The organism is Tuberibacillus calidus DSM 17572 (genome assembly GCF_000430685.1).
In the GTDB taxonomy this organism is placed as follows: Bacteria; Bacillota; Bacilli; order Bacillales; family Sporolactobacillaceae; genus Tuberibacillus; species Tuberibacillus calidus.
Genome location: NZ_AUMM01000039.1, coordinates 1 through 15,623, shown reverse-complemented (window position 1 = coordinate 15,623; position 15,623 = coordinate 1). Strand labels below are relative to the sequence as shown.

Below are 15,623 nucleotides of genomic sequence, written 5' to 3'. Positions count from 1 at the left end.
CGTCTTGACGATATTAGATAACATCAAAGAAGGTTTAAAACAACACAAAATCGATTTGGTTAGATACCAGAAACTATACAATTACTACATAGGCAAACACGACATCTTAAACCGAGTCTTACCTGACCCAAGCAAACCTAACAACAAAGTCGTTCTTGATTATCCAGGAATCATCATTGATACGGTAATTGGTTATTTCGCATCTAAACCAATTTCTTACATATCTAAGTCTAAAAATAACCAATACATAGCCGATTTAAAAGATGTTTTTTATCTTAATGATGAAGAAGATGTGAACGCTGAAATTGTTAAAGATTATTGTATTTTCGGAAAATGTTACGAATTAACATGGGTCGATCCAGAAGGAAAAATCCGTTTCACTCAATACAGCCCTTTAGAAATGTACGTCAAGAAAGATAACAAAGATAATATTCAATATGCTTTTCGGTATTGGGATGAAGTGATTGACGAAAAAACAACCATAACTAAATTAGAGTATTATGACGATCAAGCATTTTATTATTTTATCTCAAAAGATGGTGGAAATACATTTATCCCTGATCCCAATCGACCGAAAACAAAGCATTATTTTGGTGAAGTTCCCGTTACCCTTTATAAGAATAATGACGAAGAAATTGGCGATTTTGAAAAAATTATCTCCTTGGTCGATTCGGTTGATAAATTGTTATCCGATTCGAGCAATGAATTGGAGGCATTTGTCAATTCATATCTCGTTATTGCCGGAAGGCAAGGTACAACTCCCGAAGATATTGAAAAAATGAAACAAAATGGCGTTTTGTTATTAGATAAAACCGATGACGCTAAATTCTTAATTAAAGATGTTGATGCCGACTTTCAGAATACCTTCTTTGAAACAGTAGATAAGCTAATCCATACGCAAACAGCAACGCCAAAACTAACAAGTGAAGATTTTTCCTCAAATCTTAGCGGGGTGGCATTAGGTTATAAATTATTTGGGCTTGAAACCAAATGCCAAATTAAAGAACGCAAAATGTCTAAGGGTTTGAGAAAACGTATTCGTTTGATTACAAATATTCTCAATCTCAAGGGAAAAAATTATGATCCCTCCGATATAACATGGGAATTCACTCGCAATATCCCACAAAATGAAGCCGAAATCACCGATGAGATCATCAAACTTAAAGGAATAGTTTCTCAGGAGACTCTATTAAGTTGGCATCCTCGCATACAATCACCATCGCAAGAGATTGAGAAAGTTAAAGAAGAAAAAGACGATATGAATTTGGATTCCATTGGATGGCAACAAGATAATTTAAAATCTGGTGAAACAGCATGAGTAAATTAGAGGACGCTATCCTAGAAATATTTGATCAGATGTTTAAATTAACCGATAAAGAACATCAAGAAATACTTAAAATGTATAAAAAATCAAGGGATAATATTAAGGCATTTGTGGCCGAAGTTTTTATGAAATATGGTCAAGATGGCAAAGTCAACTATGCCGATCTTCAAAAATACAACCGTATGGCAACAATCGAGAAACAAATTAAAGATGAAATTCAATTAGATTACAATGATGAAGTAAAAATAATGGTGGGTATTCTTGCCTTAGTGTATGCACAAGCCTTTTATCGAACAGCATTTGCCCTTGAACAGAATCTAAAGGTTGGTATCAACTTCAAATTATTAAAACCCGAATTCATCAAAGAAATTGTGAATTTTAATTGGTCAGGCATTCCATTTTCTGAACGCATTTGGAAAAACCGAACATCTTTGATTAACTCACTGCGAGAAGCCTTGTTTTTAGGCATACAAAATGGCGATTCATTAGACAAAATCGCAAGAGCCATCAACAAACTATTTAATGTAAAAGCCTATCAATCATTACGCTTAATCCGTACTGAATCAGCAAGAGTCATTACACAGGCCCAAGAAAAACTTTATAGAGATTCGGGTGTGACGGAAAAGGTTAAATGGCTTGCGACACTTGATGCTAAAACGGATTCGGAATGTCGGGAACTAGACGGGAAAATATTTGATATTGATGATCCTTATAAACCAAAAATCCCCAAACATCCAAATTGCAGGTGTTGTTACGTTCCTGTTCTTGATGATTATCAGCCATCAAAACGTAAAGACAACGAATCAAAAGACATAATCGAAAACATGACCTATGAAGAATGGGCAGAACAAAAAAATATTCCGTAAACAAGTCGCCATCCATTTCGGTGGTGGCTTTTTACATAGATTGTCTTTTCCCATGCTGCAGACGTTAAAGAACAGCATGGATATAAAAAATAAACACTCTGTGGCTCGTACATAGAGGGTTGGAGGTAATGAAAATTGGATTTACAAGAGATTAAAAAATTCTTTGAGGAAAATAAAGATAATGCAGAAGTTAAAACCTATCTAGAAGAACTTTCTGCCGTGTCGGTGGACAAGGTGAAAGGGTTTCTGGAAACAGATGAGGGTAAAAAATTGTTACAACCACGATTAGACCAACATTTTGCTAAATCATTGGAAACATGGAAGAACAACAACCTACAAAAGTTAATTGATGAAGAAATTAAAAAACGTTATCCGGACGAAGATCCTAAAGACAAGACTTTGAGAGAACTCCAGCGAAAAATTGAGCAGATGGAAAAAGAAAAACTCTATGAGTCTTTGAAAAATAAAGCGCTAAAAATTGCGACAGAGAAAAAACTCCCTGTCCAATTGATTGACTTCATGATTGGTGAAGATGAAGAAAAAACAATATCCAATCTTTCCCAATTAGAAGAAGTTTGGAATTCCCAACTTCAAGCATTAGTCGATGAAAAATTAAAAAGTAGCGGTACTAATCCTGGTGATGGAAATCCGCCAACAACATTTACAAAAGACCAATTAAACAATATGAGCATCGATGAAATCAACAAACATTGGGATTCAATTAAAAACACACAATTATAATTAGAAAGGTTCTGGTGATATATTATGGCAGTTAATTCTTTTATTCCAAAAATTTGGGAAGCACGTTTGTTAGCAAACTTTCACAAAACATCTATTGCGGATGTAATTACGACTCCGCCTAGCGAAGTAAGAGGAAACACAATTGTCTTTAACCGAATCGGTAATGTCCAAATTAAAGATTATGAAGGCTCTGTATCTTGGGATGGCCTCACGACATCAAGTGTTGAATTGCCGATGGATCAAAAGAAATATTTCGCATTTACTGTTGATGATGTCGATAAAGTTCAAGCCTCAGGTGATATGGTAGATGCAGCTACGGCTGAAGCATCGGCAACACTCCAAGAAACAGTTGATTCCTTTGTCCTCAGCCTTTATACCGATGTTGCAGCAGACAACGTGATCGGTGATGATACGACTCCAAAAGCCCTAGATAAAACCAATGTCTATGATTATATTGTAGACCTTGGTACGTTGTTAAATAAAAAGAAAGTACCGAAGGTTAATCGTTATGTTGTCATCAATTCAGATGTATTAGGGTTGTTGTCGAAAGACGATCGCTTTACTAAACAACCTGTAGTCCTAGAAAACGGTGTTGTCGAAGGACAATCTATCAACGGTTTGCAAGTTGTTGTATCCGAAGAATTAGCCAAAAACGCCAATGGTGCTTACAAAATTTTGGCTTTACATCAATCGGCTATCGGTCATGGTAAACAACTGGATGAAGTCGAAGCCATGCGCTTACAAGACAGCTTTGCTGATGGCGTAAGAGGTCTCATGGTTTACGGTGGAGCCGTTCTCCGTCCTGAAGCAATGGCCGTTTTAACCGCAACGATTGGCTAATTAAAAGGGGAGGTTTAATCCTTCCCTTTTTTCTTTAATTTTAGGTGGTGAAAGACGTGTATGGCAATATCGTTTCTTCAAACGGTTTGATTGATTTAGGCCAAGACATCGAAAAGGAAATTAAATTTGAAAATCCGATTTACTTTTTATCTATGATCATAGAAAACGACTGCATGATTTATCTAAATGATGATCCCGATGGTATTTATTTACCTGCTTGGTACACTCAGCCGTTTATGATCAAAGATTTACCAATTTTTAAATTTAAAATATGTCGTCGTGGTGAAAGTTTAAAACAAGATACGGATGGAAAATACGGTCAATTTACATTTAGTTTTTATGGTTATTACTAACAAAAGAAGGTGATTTGATTGTTCGTACTAAACAAAAAAACAGGCTTGAAGTGGGATGTTGATGGAGAACTTTTAGAACGTCTCAAGAAAAATCCTGACTATGAAGTAATTGAAAAGCCGAAGCAGGAAACAAAAAAAGACGATTCCAAAAAGAAATCTGCTGCGAAAAAGTAGGTGATCTCAAATGCCTACTTTAGAAAATGTGAAAATCCTTTTAGGTATCGATGTTAATGACACATCACAAGACAATGTCTTAAATTTGTATCTCTCGAGAGCGACAAATTTTGTTTTAAACTATTGCAATTTAGAAGAAATTCCGGTGGGTTTAGATTCGGTTGTCGAAGATATTGCCATTTTAAAATATCGCTTAAAAGGCGTTGAAGGCATTAAATCAGAAGGTAAGGGGAGTTTGAGTGAATCTTACATTGACTCATTACCTTTAGACATCATCCGAGAACTGAACCGATACCGAAGGATTGAGTTTATATGAGGCTCACTAAAACTCTTTATATCGTTGAAGAAATCGAATCAGATGAACCGATTGGATATGATTCATTAGGCCGTCCTGTATATGGAACTACCACAGTAAAAACCCCATTTATGGGTGAAGTTGAACCGTATTCCTCAGAATTAACGCATACTCGTTATGGCCTTGTTGCTAATGTGACCCATCGTGTGTTTTGTTTGCCTAATGACAAACTCAAATTAAATCAACATATTGAATGGCAAGACAAAGACTACACGTTAACCGGCCTTTTGAAATATGATCGTCACTTTGAAGTCTTAATTAACGAGGGATATTCACCATGAGCCGTTTTGATGATGCAATTAAGGATATGCAACAACGAAGAAAAATGATCGCTGAAAAAATTGGTACGTTTGTCGAAGCCGAAGCTAAACACAGGGTAAGTGTAGATACAGGTCATTTAAGACGTTCAATCACTCATGAAACCGATCATAGCAAAAATAAAAGTAGCGTGTTTATCGGCACGAATGTCGAGTATGCCAAAGTTCTAGAAGAAGGTTCTGAACCTCATGAAATCATCTATGATAAACCTACTCACTTAAAAATCAATGGCCGTTGGGTCACAGTTAAAAAAATCAAGCATCCAGGCACAAAACCCCAACCTTACTTAAAGCCCTCTATTGAAGAAAACATCGGAAAGATCCAAGAGATGATTAAGAAGGGGTTGAGTGTATGATTAAAGCCATATTGGATTATTTAACTGGAGATAAGGAATTAAGGGATTTGGTTGGCTACACGCCAAAAAATCAACGTATCCGAGAATATATCCCTAAAAATAGGACGGATTATCCATACATTATCTTTGAGGTTTTTCCTTTATTAGCGGGTAATCCAGTCACACAATATCGGTGTGATTTGACAATTCTTACACAAGATGTTGTGTTAACTGAAGCGATTGCCAACAGATTATTAGAGTTATTGCATTTCAATAACAAACCTGGATTTATCATTGATGGAAAAAGTATTTATCATTCTACCCATTCTGGTGGTAGTGGGATTAACTATGATCCTGACCAAAAAATTTTTGAACAGATTCTCTCATTCAATATTTTGGCAGACTGAAAGGATTGATATAAATGGCAAACACCCAAGAAATTTTATTTGGCACTGGAGAATTGTATATTATTCCCGATGGTGTTGATGTAAAAACATCAACCGAAGAAGAATGGATTAAAGTAGGGGAAAGTAACGGTGAAGCTACATTAAAAATCGAATATGATTTCACCGATGTTCGAGGTGGCGTCAATAACCAAATTCTGGGGAGTTTTTTGACCTCTGAAACGGTGACATTTAATGCCGGCATCGTTACCTATGATTTAAGTGTTCTTCAGGAATTGTTGGCTGGTTACTACAATGAAGATACAACAAACGGGAAAAGAACATTAGGTATTGGTGGTAAAAAGACGGTTCCCGTTAAACGATTGCGCTTTGTTCACTTTAAAGAAGATGGTTATAAATTGACTATGGACATGTTCAGGGCGCAGAACCGCTCAGGTCTTGAATGGACGTTTAAGTCTGATGAAAATACAGCGTTTGAATTTGAATTTACGCTCCTTGCTGATCCAACGAAACAAAATGGGAATATTGTATTGATTACCGAAGAAATGCCGCCTGAAGGCGTCTAATAATTTTATTGGAGGGATGATGCCCTCCTTATTTTTTTTATAGAAAGGAGAATATGTATGTCGGTTTATGATTTGGATTTGTTTTTAGATCAAACGTATGAAATTAAACTTGGTGGCGATATTTACAAATTACCTAAACAACCCTTAACTGGACTTCACAAAAAAATTACGGCTTTGCAAATGAAGTTAAGGGATGAAATGAAAAAACCTGAAGAAGAAATGGATGGGAATAAAATTCAGGAATTGGCTATTGAATGTGTCGTTCTCATTCTGTCCCAAGATAAAACAAAAAAAGTGAATGCTAAATTCATCGAAGAAAATTTAAATACGATGCAAATGCAAAAAATCATTGAGATCTTTTTCAAGGAATTCCAAGAAATTGAGGAAAAAAACTAATCTTCCCGACTGTTCCTGAAAATATCCTGGGAAAGTCGGGAAATGAATCAATCCTATCTAATTCATTGATGAGTGACGTCGCTTATTTAATGAGTAAAGCAAATATGACATTCGATGAAGTTATGAATCTACCTTACGGCATTTTTTTGTCGTTGGTTGAGCAAAACACGATTCAAGATATGATGCAAACAGACGAAGGGCGAGAGATTTTGGATAAGATTAGACGATTCAAAAATCCTCGTAAACATGCAGATCTGGACGCAATTAGGTCGTTTAAGGGTTATCGTGTTGAGAAAGTAGGTGAGAAATAAGGTGTATGACTTAGGTACATACGGGGCTGAAATAGTCATTTCCGATGAAAAATTCTCTAAAAGTTTGAAGAATGCCGAAGGTCAAATTAAAAAAACCGAAGATCAAAGCAAGAAATTTGGGTCGTCCATTGGCAAATTGATGAGTGGAACACTTGCTAAATTTGGCGGAGCCGTAGCAGCAGCCTTTGCAATAGACAAAATTAAAGATTTTGGTGTATCCGTCATCGAAGCAGGAGCATCATCTCAGGCGATGAATGCTCAATTTAAACAGGTATTCGGGGATCTACAGAATGATGCCCAAAAAACGGTAAATCAGCTCGGCAAAGACTTCGGTATGGTACCTAACCGCATTAAACCTGCGATGTCTCAAATGACGTCTATGTTTAAAGGTTTGGGTATGGATACAAAAGATGCCATGGATCAAGCCAAAACAGCCGTAACACTAACCGCTGATGCGGCTGCCTTTTATGACAAATCGTTCGAAGATGCTCAGGCTGCACTCAATAGTTTTATTAAAGGTAACTATGAGGGCGGTGAATCAATCGGTTTATTCGCCAATGAAACGCAATTGGCTTCTTGGGCTGCTAAAAATTTAGGGATGGATTGGAAAAATCTCGATGAAAAAGGAAAACAGGTAGCCCGTCTGGAATTCGCCAAAAGCATGCAGAAGGCCGCAGGAGCCACAGGACAGGCAAGACGAGAATCTAATTCATACGAAAACCAATTAGGTAACTTGAAGCAATCCTGGACGGATTTAAAGGCACAATTGGCACAGCCGATCATGAATACGGTGGTTAATGGCCTGAAAACGGTATCGGGCTGGCTACAAAACATTGATTTCAATAAAGTTAAAACTGGCGTCTCTACGTTTGTAGGTTACTTAAAAGACATACTTGTTCCTGTTTTCAATGATGTTAAAAGTGGATTGCAGACATTGTGGGATAAATTTAAGGATGTCGGTGGCCTTCAAATAGCAAAAAGTCTTTTTGAAGGTTTAAAGGATGTTTTTTCTTGGCTCAAAGATAATACAAGTATCATCACAGCAGCACTTGGCGGATTGGCTGGTGCTTTTGTTGCTTTTAAGGTGATCCAGGGAATAAATACTGCTATCGGCATTTTTAATGGCTTGATAACCGCAATGCGAACGGGAACATTGTTAGCAACTTTAGCTCAAAAAGGATTGAATTTAGCTTTCTTGTCATCACCTGTAGGTTGGATTGTGGCTGGTATCGGTGCTTTAATAGCAATTATTATTCTTATGGCTAAAAACTGGGATACAGTCACTAAAAAATTAGGCGAATTATGGTCTTGGCTTAAAGGTGAATGGAATAAATTCACAGATTCATTAAAGCATGGGATTCAAGCCATTTCCGATGGTTGGCAAAAAATGAAAGATTTTTTTGTTAATGTAGCTAATAATTTATGGCAAACAACCGTTGATAAATTTAACGCCATAAAAAACCATATCACACAAATTTTTAATGGTATCGAAAGTTTTATTTCTAATGCCTGGTCGTTCATTAAGTCCTTTTTTGTTAATGGCGCTCAAACCATTTGGCAAATAACAGTTGATAAATTTAATGCAGTGAAAAATGCCATCACGCAACCGATTGAAACAGCCAAAAATGCGGTAAAAAATGCCATTGATAAAATCAAAGGATATTTTTCGGATATGTGGAACGAAGCTAGCGATATAATGGGAAAAATTAAAAGTGCTTTTTCAAATTTATTTACTAAAATTAAATTGCCACACTTCCAACTTCATGGATCGTTAAATCCACTGGATTGGCCAAAAGAAGGTTTACCATCCATTTCGGTTGAATGGAAAAAAAGGGGAGGGTTTTTCGATTCCCCCACAATAGTCGGACTGGGTGAAGCTGGGCGAGAAGCGATCGTTCCCCTTGAAAACAAACGGTACATGGCACCGTTTGCGGATGCCGTCTATTCGAGATTGCGGGAAAACCTGAATTCTAATCATGTCATCAATAATAGCGGAACACAAATAAACTTTCAGAATGTAACTATACAAGCAAATAATCCAGAAGACTTCTTCGAAAAGATAAAACTTTATTTAAAACAAAGAGATCAACAAACTCTAAATAATTTACAATTCCATATTAAAAGCCGATAAAAAAGATGATAGAAATTCACCTCACTCCATTATGGGTGAGGTCTTTTTTTGTTTATGCACCTTTTTTCACTTCATATTTTGCTTCAGTATAATTGATTACTTTTCCGCTTTTTGGATCGTCATTATCAAACTGAATAGCCGTTACTGTATATGTTCCTGGTTTTAAAAATTCGCCCTCTAAATTCAATGACGTTTGTGTCATCTCACCGACTTGTTCAGCAGTATTAAAAATTTTGTTGATATAAATATAGGTTTGTTTACTTCCATCAAAATTAGATAAATCAATACCGATTTGCGTCATGGCCGTATCCGGTTCCACAATTAAAACAGGCACGTTCCCATTTTCCGATGTACCGGACGGTGTGCTTATAACAATTTTTCCTTTTCCGGTCGGTGATGCGTTTTCTGGGAAAGGATATTTGCTTTCGGCTTGACTTGTATCACTTTTGCTACTTTCATTTTTATCGGCCTTTTCGGTCGTTGTCGTTTTGTTTGCATTGTTACTATTATCTTTTTTTGAATCTGAAGATCCGCAAGCAGCTAACAAACCAATCGACAAAAACAGAACTGACAACATCATAATAGTTTTCTTCACATTTAATCCCTCCAAATTTATTTTTCCCCATTTTTTACGTTTAAAATTTATTGGGGGTTTCTTCATCAAAAAAGATAACATTTTACCTATCCTATTTTTGGGTTAGATGAAGGATTTCCTAGATACTTGTAGAAATATAAGAATATAACAAAAAAGGAGGGATCAAAAATAGAAACCAAAGATATTTTGGATGCAATTTTTACGGTAAACAGACATGCAAAAACAGCGTTAAAACCAAAAATGCTTTATACTTTGAAAAATAATGCTATAGAGAGACTGATTTATGATAGTAAGGCACAGAAACTTGGGATTCACAATTCGATGGTACTCGTCAGATGTGAAGAATACTTATTTCATTTTCCACCCACAATAGACGATATAAAGAAACTTCCTCGACTTACTTATTCTACAAATCATTTTAATCCCAATAACCATATGCCTTTATCGAAAGCGAAAAGAATACTAAGGGAATATATCATGATGATGTAATCAAAAGGTATGAAAAATGTAGTAAATATAATAAAATAAGAAGTAAAAATTCTATTGTATATATTTACCATAAACAAACAATAAACAAACGAAGAATTATATATTATATTTACTACAAAAAACGTACCTTTTAAAAATTGCGTTTAATATATCCGTATACTCATTAACAAAGTTATGTAACGTTAGTGTAATGATAAATTTTATTTTTTACCCATTCAGATGCTAAATTTGGGTGTATAACCTTGTGGTATGTCCATCCTCGGACAATAAATTCATAATCTAAATCTCCATATTTTATGGCTTTAATTTTTTTCTTGAATAATTCCTTTTTTACATCCCTCAAGTCAAGAGAAAGAGCATTAAGCATTTTGTGAATTAAATCTAAGTATGGTTGTTTAAATTTGACCATACTTTTTTCTATTGCCCTTAAATCATTTTCTAACACTTTTCTAACCAAGGGTAGCAACATATATGATTCGATCAAATCATTTTCTTCAGGTGTCAATTCATTAAACTTCATCGTCATCTATTACCTCGTACAAATCATCTACTTTTTTCCCCAACAATTTAGCCAATGCGAAAGCCTTTGGCATTGGCGGATACGATTCCCCCTTACAATACAAACGCAATTGATCAACAGACACATTCAATTGTTTTGCAATAAACCCCCGTTTATATCCTGACTCCTCAACATATTCCCCAATTTTGCTCCGTAATTTCATTACTTCACAACCTCCCGTCTAATCAATTCGACAGAGGCTTGTTTCTTTCCTACACAGAATTTTATTTCGTTTTTTGCTTGTACTTTTTATGCGTTATACGGAATATGATTAAGCCTTATCGACATAAGTATTTACCACAGTAACTAATTTAGTAATTACCTAAGCAGTAACTAAAGTACCTACAAAAGCATTAAAAACTAAAGTTTTCATTGAAAAATTGTTTTTACTAAAGGAATTTTTAAAGATGTTTAGAAAAGAAAGTGAGGTGTCTGAAAATCAATTGATAAAAAGAAAAGGTGATGTATTGGAAGTCTTTAGAGTTATGGATCTTAGATGGACTGACAAAGGGTTGTCCGTAACTTGGAAGAGTGGTTATTGGAATTTTGATGAGTTGGTTTTGCTTGAAGAATAAAGAGAGGAGAACAACGATGATTTTTGAGACAATAGGTGCCGGATTGGTGATTACATCACTTGGTCTATACGCTTATTCTAAGCGGCCAATGCAAATGAAAATCCGACAAGCAATTAAAAGCGTGATTGTCAAAAGGGAAGTTTGCCATATGTGTTCGGCAGAACGCAAAGTGATGAAGATTTTTCCAAGTGTGGAATATGTCATTCCTAAATATTATGGGTATCGGGTTTTGGTTCATTTGCCTAATGACTTGAAACTCGAACATTTTCTTGCCAGACAAGAAATTTTCGAGGATAAAGTTGGTTATCCGATCGTCATGAATGTCGAAGGTGATGTCCTGTTTATGGACGTGGTCACTACAAAAGATGAAGTTATCCTTCCTTCAAGAAATGTCATTGAATTAACCAGGGATCCCAACAATCGAATCCAGAATACGTTTGGAGCGAGAATGTGATGGAAACGTTACAATGGGATGCTTTCATGAGAGGAGAAATCATACCGAAACAAATTAAGAAACCTATCATCGCATTTTCACTCGCACCATTAACCCTTTCTAGCCTTTTTGACATGTCTCCACTCTTTCAAGGCGGATTAACCGTTATTCTTGTGACATCAACTATCGCAGTAGGAAGTGCTTTCTTAACCAGTTATCTCATTAAAAAAGGAGAATATGAAAAAGCGGAATTAGTCTCTTTAGTGACTAAAATTGGGTTAATTATCTTCGGTGTCGGTTCAGTCGGTTTTCTGTTTTTTAAAAATCCGTTGTGGGGGCAATGGTGATGTTTTTTAATAAAGATTCGCTGATGCTTAAAAAAGCATTTAGGGCGGGAGAAATATATCTAAATTACAAAAATGGTTCTAAGGTATTGCAGGTTTACCCAAAAGTCCATGCAATAACCGATAAAGGAAGTCACAAACAGTTTGTATTTACCTTGCCTACGGGTTTTGATCCTAAGATAGTAAAAAAGAATGAATATGCGTTTAAACAGGTGTTTGGCGATAATATTCACTTAGACGGTGATGTTAAAAAGTTTGTCTTAACGGTGTTTAAGAATTCAATGCCAAAAACATTAAAATACGATTTTAAACGCTTTAAAGAACATCTAACAGGTGAAATTCCCATTTTGGTTGGCGTGAACCATAGTGGCCAAATCATCACATACGACATGGCACAATATCCCCATTTACTAATAGCAGGAGAAACAGGTAGCGGAAAATCCACTCAGTTACGTTCTATTCTTACTACTCTTATTCTTAATAACAATCCAGATGAATTAAGGCTTATTTTAGGAGACTTAAAGCGTTCTGAATTCCATGTTTTTAGGCGAGTAATACATGTTGATTCGATTTCGACTAATGTTCATGACTTACTTTCGGCTTTAATATCAATCGAAAGTGAATTACAACAAAGAGGAGATTTATTGGATCATTACGAAAAAGCGCATATCAAAGATTTACCAGTAAAATTACCCAACATTATAGTTTGCATTGATGAAGTGGCGTTATTAAAGGCGGAAAAAGAAATCATGTTTATCTTAGAGGATATAAGCGCAATCGGTAGGGCTTTAGGGGTTTACTTGATTTTATCTATGCAAAGACCCGATAGGGATGTTTTAAACGGAAAACTAAAAAATAATCTTACTGTCCGCATGGCTTTTAAGCATTCCGACAAAATCAATTCAGAAATTACATTAGGCAGAGGAACGGGATATAATGCAGGAGATATATCAATCGAAACGCCAGGACGGATGTATTTCAAGCGTGAGAATATTGAGGAAATACAAACACCATATTTGGACTTAGAAAAAGCAAAGAAACTTTTAGAACCATTTAAGTCAAAAACAAATAAAGCGGCAAAAAATAGGCGGAGTACAAACGATTTAAGCAACATTTTTGGCATGTTAGGTGATGAGTAATGCGTCAGCGAGATCAAGCGATTATCAGAGACCTTGAACGTTTCAAGGTGCTTTCTAGGGATGATATTATGGATATTCACTTCTCCGGTTTAAAACGGCCATTAACAGCGGCAAACTTCGTTTTAAAACGCTTGAGACGGGATGGATATATTAAAGCGGACACATCTAAAAGCCCATACATGTATTTTTTATCTCAAAGTACCATTAAGAAGGATTCAACTAAGATACCACATTATCAAGCCATTACTAACGTCTACAAGCAATTGATTAAAGCTGGCAGGGTAAAGGTGTTCGACATTGAACCGAAACTAGGTAAAAAGGGAATAGTGGAGCCGGATATATTCACCATTTTTAACGGTACTCCGTTCTTTATTGAAGTGCAGCGATCATTAACGTTTTCAGATAAAAGCATGGCCGAAAAGATGAAAAGATATATTGACTATTATTATAGTGGCGAATGGAAAGCGTTTGATTGGCAAAGAAAAGACAGACCGATTTTTCCGATCGTATTGATTCTTTGCAAGCGTAAATATCATTTGCCACTGGTTGATTTTAAAGTGTTTCAATTTCCTTCAATTGAAGCGTTTTTGGAAGCGACAAAACCGAAAAGAATTGAGGTGAAACTGGATGGAAAATCGACTGTTATCCGTTGAGGAATTGGCAAGGGTTATAAAAAAGGCAAAAACAGAAACAGAACGTGATGATTTAAAGGATTTAATTAAAAAAATTGATACGATATTAAAAAGACAATAAAGACTATCAAAAGACCACTAGGAATCAATCCTAATGGTCTTTTTCTTCTATAAACTCTATTACTTCATCAATATTACAGCCTAAATACTCACATATTTTTGAGATGATTTGCATCGAGATAAATTCATTTTTCCCGATTTTTGCGATGGTTGTAGGAGATAATCCTAATTCATTACGTAAATCACTTTTTGTTTTATCTTTTTTAATTAGTGTAATTTCTAGTGGTTTATAACTTGGAATTAGCATAAAGTATCCTCCATCCAATAAGCCTTTTCAAATAAATATTATCACTATCTATAGATTATGTACATATTCGCAAATTTTTTGTACAAAAACTGTTGACATAGAATTTTTAAAGGTGTACTATATGTACATAAACATGAACATTATATTTAAAAATATGGAGGTGATTATATGTGGAACAAAAATTACAAAACGGTTCCAGGCATTGTCACATACAGAGGAACGGGCGAACGCAAATATGACTTCCAGATTGATTTTGAAAAACTGTTAGAGATCACAAATCATCATGAAGAATTTGTGAAGGAAGTAAAGACCAATTTTACAGACGAGATTTTTAACAACATTGAGGTATATCGTCTAAAGTCTGATTATGACGAAAAAATTGTTGTTGTATTTGATCATTTTGATACTTTCGTGAGACTGTATGCTTGCAGTGTAAATACAAAAAATCCATTATACACGATGAAATTTAGCATGAACAAGACTTACCTTTCCATGATGGCAAATTTGTTATAGGAGGGCGGGTGAATGAAAACTACACCAAAAGAATGGTTCAGATTAACTAAATATCAAAGGTACTTACTCCTTGTTGGTCTGTCAACGGTTCAAAAACAAAAATTCACAAAGAGGGGAATGGTGAAACATGGTCAGTAATTTAATCACTTCGGAAAAACAAAAGGGGGAAACATTGGTGAATCCATTTGCGTTGGAAGTTATTCGTTTTTATGGGATTCCAGAAGGCACTTTTGCTTATGATGTGGCTACTTACTTGATCAACTCAGAAGATGATATGGAGTTACTTCACTCTTTGGTTGTTGGTCATGGCTTGGATGGTCACAAATTCGCTTTACTTGCAGCGTTAAACGATTTGAGGATGAACAGGATGCCGAGTATTAGCAAAGATGATTTTATGAGTGCTTTTAATGAAGATCCGAAACAAGCGATTGAAAACCTCTTTCAGCAACATATTAAAGAAAGTTACATACAATGTATGAAGGAAAAAGGGGTTACACCGGAGAGGGTTTTTGATTATCACACAGAGAATCCAGAATTCCGCTTTGAGTGGTTAGTCCTTTAAAAAAAATGAAACTGCCTTCGGGCAGTTTTCTTTTTTAAAAAAAAGCATTATTTAAAGGTTAAAAACAAGCCAAAAAAAGTAACAAAAAAGTAACGAAAGGTAACGAAAATAGGGTTGCAGGAGGATACTTTAGGATATGAAAGTAAGCAAAAATCCTTATTTTAAGGCATATACGGTGACCATAGGAAATTTAAAAATACTCCTTTCCTACCTTGACAGGGTAGGGGTCACAGGTTCAAGTCCTGTGCAGGTCACCATACATAATCTTTGAGTAACGTGCTTTTTCGAGAGATTGTCTCCGA

At 35.5% G+C, this 15,623-nt stretch carries 27 protein-coding genes; 23 read left to right on the top strand and 4 right to left on the bottom strand.

Annotated features, from left to right (window positions below; translation table 11 throughout):
* Positions 1 to 4: 4 nt before the first annotated feature.
* The 14 genes from H532_RS0110420 (at position 5) to H532_RS18545 (ending at position 9,113) form a co-directional block, all read left to right on the top strand.
* Positions 5 to 1,318 carry a phage portal protein gene (locus H532_RS0110420; protein ID WP_027725437.1) on the top strand — a complete coding sequence of 438 codons (1,314 nt, stop codon included), beginning with the start codon at positions 5 to 7 and terminating at the stop codon, positions 1,316 to 1,318.
* The gene (locus H532_RS0110415; protein WP_027725436.1) at positions 1,315 to 2,190 is read left to right on the top strand and encodes a minor capsid protein; all 876 of its coding nucleotides are present in this window, start codon (positions 1,315 to 1,317) and stop codon (positions 2,188 to 2,190) included. The genes H532_RS0110420 and H532_RS0110415 overlap by 4 nt, the downstream gene beginning before the upstream one ends.
* A gap of 135 nt (positions 2,191 to 2,325) precedes the next feature.
* Complete coding sequence (locus H532_RS0110410; protein WP_027725435.1) at positions 2,326 to 2,931, top strand: DUF4355 domain-containing protein; 606 nt, start codon at positions 2,326 to 2,328, stop codon at positions 2,929 to 2,931.
* A 24-nt stretch (positions 2,932 to 2,955) separates the two neighbouring features.
* Entirely contained in the window at positions 2,956 to 3,771 is an 816-nt protein-coding gene (locus tag H532_RS0110405) for a phage major capsid protein (RefSeq protein ID WP_027725434.1), read from the top strand.
* Between the two features lie 56 nt (positions 3,772 to 3,827).
* Positions 3,828 to 4,124, top strand: a complete 297-nt coding sequence (locus H532_RS0110400; RefSeq protein WP_027725433.1) for a hypothetical protein — start codon at positions 3,828 to 3,830, stop codon at positions 4,122 to 4,124.
* 18 nt (positions 4,125 to 4,142) lie between these two features.
* Complete coding sequence (locus tag H532_RS20620; protein WP_169721030.1) at positions 4,143 to 4,298, top strand: hypothetical protein; 156 nt, start codon at positions 4,143 to 4,145, stop codon at positions 4,296 to 4,298.
* A 10-nt stretch (positions 4,299 to 4,308) separates the two neighbouring features.
* Positions 4,309 to 4,614: a phage head-tail connector protein gene (locus H532_RS0110390; protein WP_027725432.1), complete on the top strand. Its 306-nt coding sequence runs from the start codon at positions 4,309 to 4,311 to the stop codon at positions 4,612 to 4,614.
* Positions 4,611 to 4,934 (top strand): hypothetical protein, encoded by a 324-nt coding sequence (locus H532_RS0110385; protein WP_027725431.1) that lies wholly within the window; start codon positions 4,611 to 4,613, stop codon positions 4,932 to 4,934. Before H532_RS0110390 ends, H532_RS0110385 begins: the two co-directional genes overlap by 4 nt.
* Positions 4,931 to 5,326, top strand: coding sequence for an HK97-gp10 family putative phage morphogenesis protein (locus tag H532_RS19605; protein WP_051263265.1), 396 nt, complete (start codon positions 4,931 to 4,933; stop codon positions 5,324 to 5,326). Before H532_RS0110385 ends, H532_RS19605 begins: the two co-directional genes overlap by 4 nt.
* Entirely contained in the window at positions 5,323 to 5,712 is a 390-nt protein-coding gene (locus H532_RS0110375) for a hypothetical protein (protein ID WP_027725430.1), read from the top strand. The genes H532_RS19605 and H532_RS0110375 overlap by 4 nt, the downstream gene beginning before the upstream one ends.
* Before the next feature lie 14 nt (positions 5,713 to 5,726).
* Positions 5,727 to 6,275 (top strand): hypothetical protein, encoded by a 549-nt coding sequence (locus tag H532_RS0110370; RefSeq protein ID WP_027725429.1) that lies wholly within the window; start codon positions 5,727 to 5,729, stop codon positions 6,273 to 6,275.
* 57 nt (positions 6,276 to 6,332) lie between these two features.
* Positions 6,333 to 6,671 (top strand): hypothetical protein, encoded by a 339-nt coding sequence (locus H532_RS0110365; protein ID WP_027725428.1) that lies wholly within the window; start codon positions 6,333 to 6,335, stop codon positions 6,669 to 6,671.
* Positions 6,672 to 6,775: 104 nt separating this feature from the next.
* Positions 6,776 to 6,982, top strand: coding sequence for a hypothetical protein (locus H532_RS0110360; RefSeq protein ID WP_027725427.1), 207 nt, complete (start codon positions 6,776 to 6,778; stop codon positions 6,980 to 6,982).
* Between the two features lies 1 nt (position 6,983).
* A complete protein-coding gene (locus H532_RS18545) occupies positions 6,984 to 9,113 on the top strand; it encodes a phage tail protein (protein WP_051263264.1) in 2,130 nt (709 codons plus the stop codon).
* Positions 9,114 to 9,165: 52 nt separating this feature from the next.
* Here the strand turns inward: H532_RS18545 and H532_RS0110350 are convergent, their stop codons facing one another.
* Positions 9,166 to 9,708 carry a hypothetical protein gene (locus tag H532_RS0110350; protein WP_027725426.1) on the bottom strand — a complete coding sequence of 181 codons (543 nt, stop codon included), beginning with the start codon at positions 9,706 to 9,708 and terminating at the stop codon, positions 9,166 to 9,168.
* Positions 9,709 to 9,894: 186 nt separating this feature from the next.
* Here H532_RS0110350 and H532_RS21080 point away from each other — a divergent pair, with 186 nt between their 5' ends.
* Positions 9,895 to 10,197: a YkyB family protein gene (locus H532_RS21080; protein ID WP_162142927.1), complete on the top strand. Its 303-nt coding sequence runs from the start codon at positions 9,895 to 9,897 to the stop codon at positions 10,195 to 10,197.
* Between the two features lie 172 nt (positions 10,198 to 10,369).
* On the opposite strand, the gene H532_RS0110340 is transcribed toward H532_RS21080, so the two are convergent.
* Complete coding sequence (locus H532_RS0110340; RefSeq protein WP_051263263.1) at positions 10,370 to 10,723, bottom strand: YhjD family protein; 354 nt, start codon at positions 10,721 to 10,723, stop codon at positions 10,370 to 10,372.
* Complete coding sequence (locus tag H532_RS0110335; protein WP_027725424.1) at positions 10,707 to 10,919, bottom strand: helix-turn-helix transcriptional regulator; 213 nt, start codon at positions 10,917 to 10,919, stop codon at positions 10,707 to 10,709. Before H532_RS0110335 ends, H532_RS0110340 begins: the two co-directional genes overlap by 17 nt.
* Positions 10,920 to 11,163: 244 nt before the next feature.
* Here H532_RS0110335 and H532_RS20335 point away from each other — a divergent pair, with 244 nt between their 5' ends.
* The 6 genes from H532_RS20335 to H532_RS20970 are packed head-to-tail and all read left to right on the top strand — an operon-like array spanning position 11,164 to position 14,000.
* Complete coding sequence (locus H532_RS20335; RefSeq protein ID WP_155995028.1) at positions 11,164 to 11,331, top strand: hypothetical protein; 168 nt, start codon at positions 11,164 to 11,166, stop codon at positions 11,329 to 11,331.
* Between the two features lie 16 nt (positions 11,332 to 11,347).
* Entirely contained in the window at positions 11,348 to 11,785 is a 438-nt protein-coding gene (locus H532_RS0110325; protein ID WP_027725423.1) for a hypothetical protein, read from the top strand.
* On the top strand, positions 11,785 to 12,111 hold the full coding sequence (locus H532_RS0110320) for a hypothetical protein (RefSeq protein WP_027725422.1): 327 nt from the start codon (positions 11,785 to 11,787) through the stop codon (positions 12,109 to 12,111). The genes H532_RS0110325 and H532_RS0110320 overlap by 1 nt, the downstream gene beginning before the upstream one ends.
* Positions 12,111 to 13,247 (top strand): FtsK/SpoIIIE domain-containing protein, encoded by a 1,137-nt coding sequence (locus H532_RS18535; protein WP_038112156.1) that lies wholly within the window; start codon positions 12,111 to 12,113, stop codon positions 13,245 to 13,247. Before H532_RS0110320 ends, H532_RS18535 begins: the two co-directional genes overlap by 1 nt.
* Entirely contained in the window at positions 13,247 to 13,900 is a 654-nt protein-coding gene (locus H532_RS0110310) for a replication-relaxation family protein (protein WP_027725421.1), read from the top strand. The genes H532_RS18535 and H532_RS0110310 overlap by 1 nt, the downstream gene beginning before the upstream one ends.
* Entirely contained in the window at positions 13,875 to 14,000 is a 126-nt protein-coding gene (locus tag H532_RS20970; protein ID WP_281169042.1) for a hypothetical protein, read from the top strand. Before H532_RS0110310 ends, H532_RS20970 begins: the two co-directional genes overlap by 26 nt.
* Before the next feature lie 30 nt (positions 14,001 to 14,030).
* Here H532_RS20970 and H532_RS0110300 read toward each other — a convergent pair whose 3' ends face one another.
* Positions 14,031 to 14,246, bottom strand: a complete 216-nt coding sequence (locus H532_RS0110300) for a helix-turn-helix domain-containing protein (protein WP_038112152.1) — start codon at positions 14,244 to 14,246, stop codon at positions 14,031 to 14,033.
* Between the two features lie 168 nt (positions 14,247 to 14,414).
* Between H532_RS0110300 and H532_RS0110295 the strand changes: the two genes are divergently transcribed.
* Positions 14,415 to 14,759 (top strand): hypothetical protein, encoded by a 345-nt coding sequence (locus tag H532_RS0110295; protein WP_027725419.1) that lies wholly within the window; start codon positions 14,415 to 14,417, stop codon positions 14,757 to 14,759.
* 127 nt (positions 14,760 to 14,886) lie between these two features.
* On the top strand, positions 14,887 to 15,321 hold the full coding sequence (locus H532_RS0110285) for a hypothetical protein (RefSeq protein ID WP_027725418.1): 435 nt from the start codon (positions 14,887 to 14,889) through the stop codon (positions 15,319 to 15,321).
* Positions 15,322 to 15,623 lie beyond the last annotated feature (302 nt).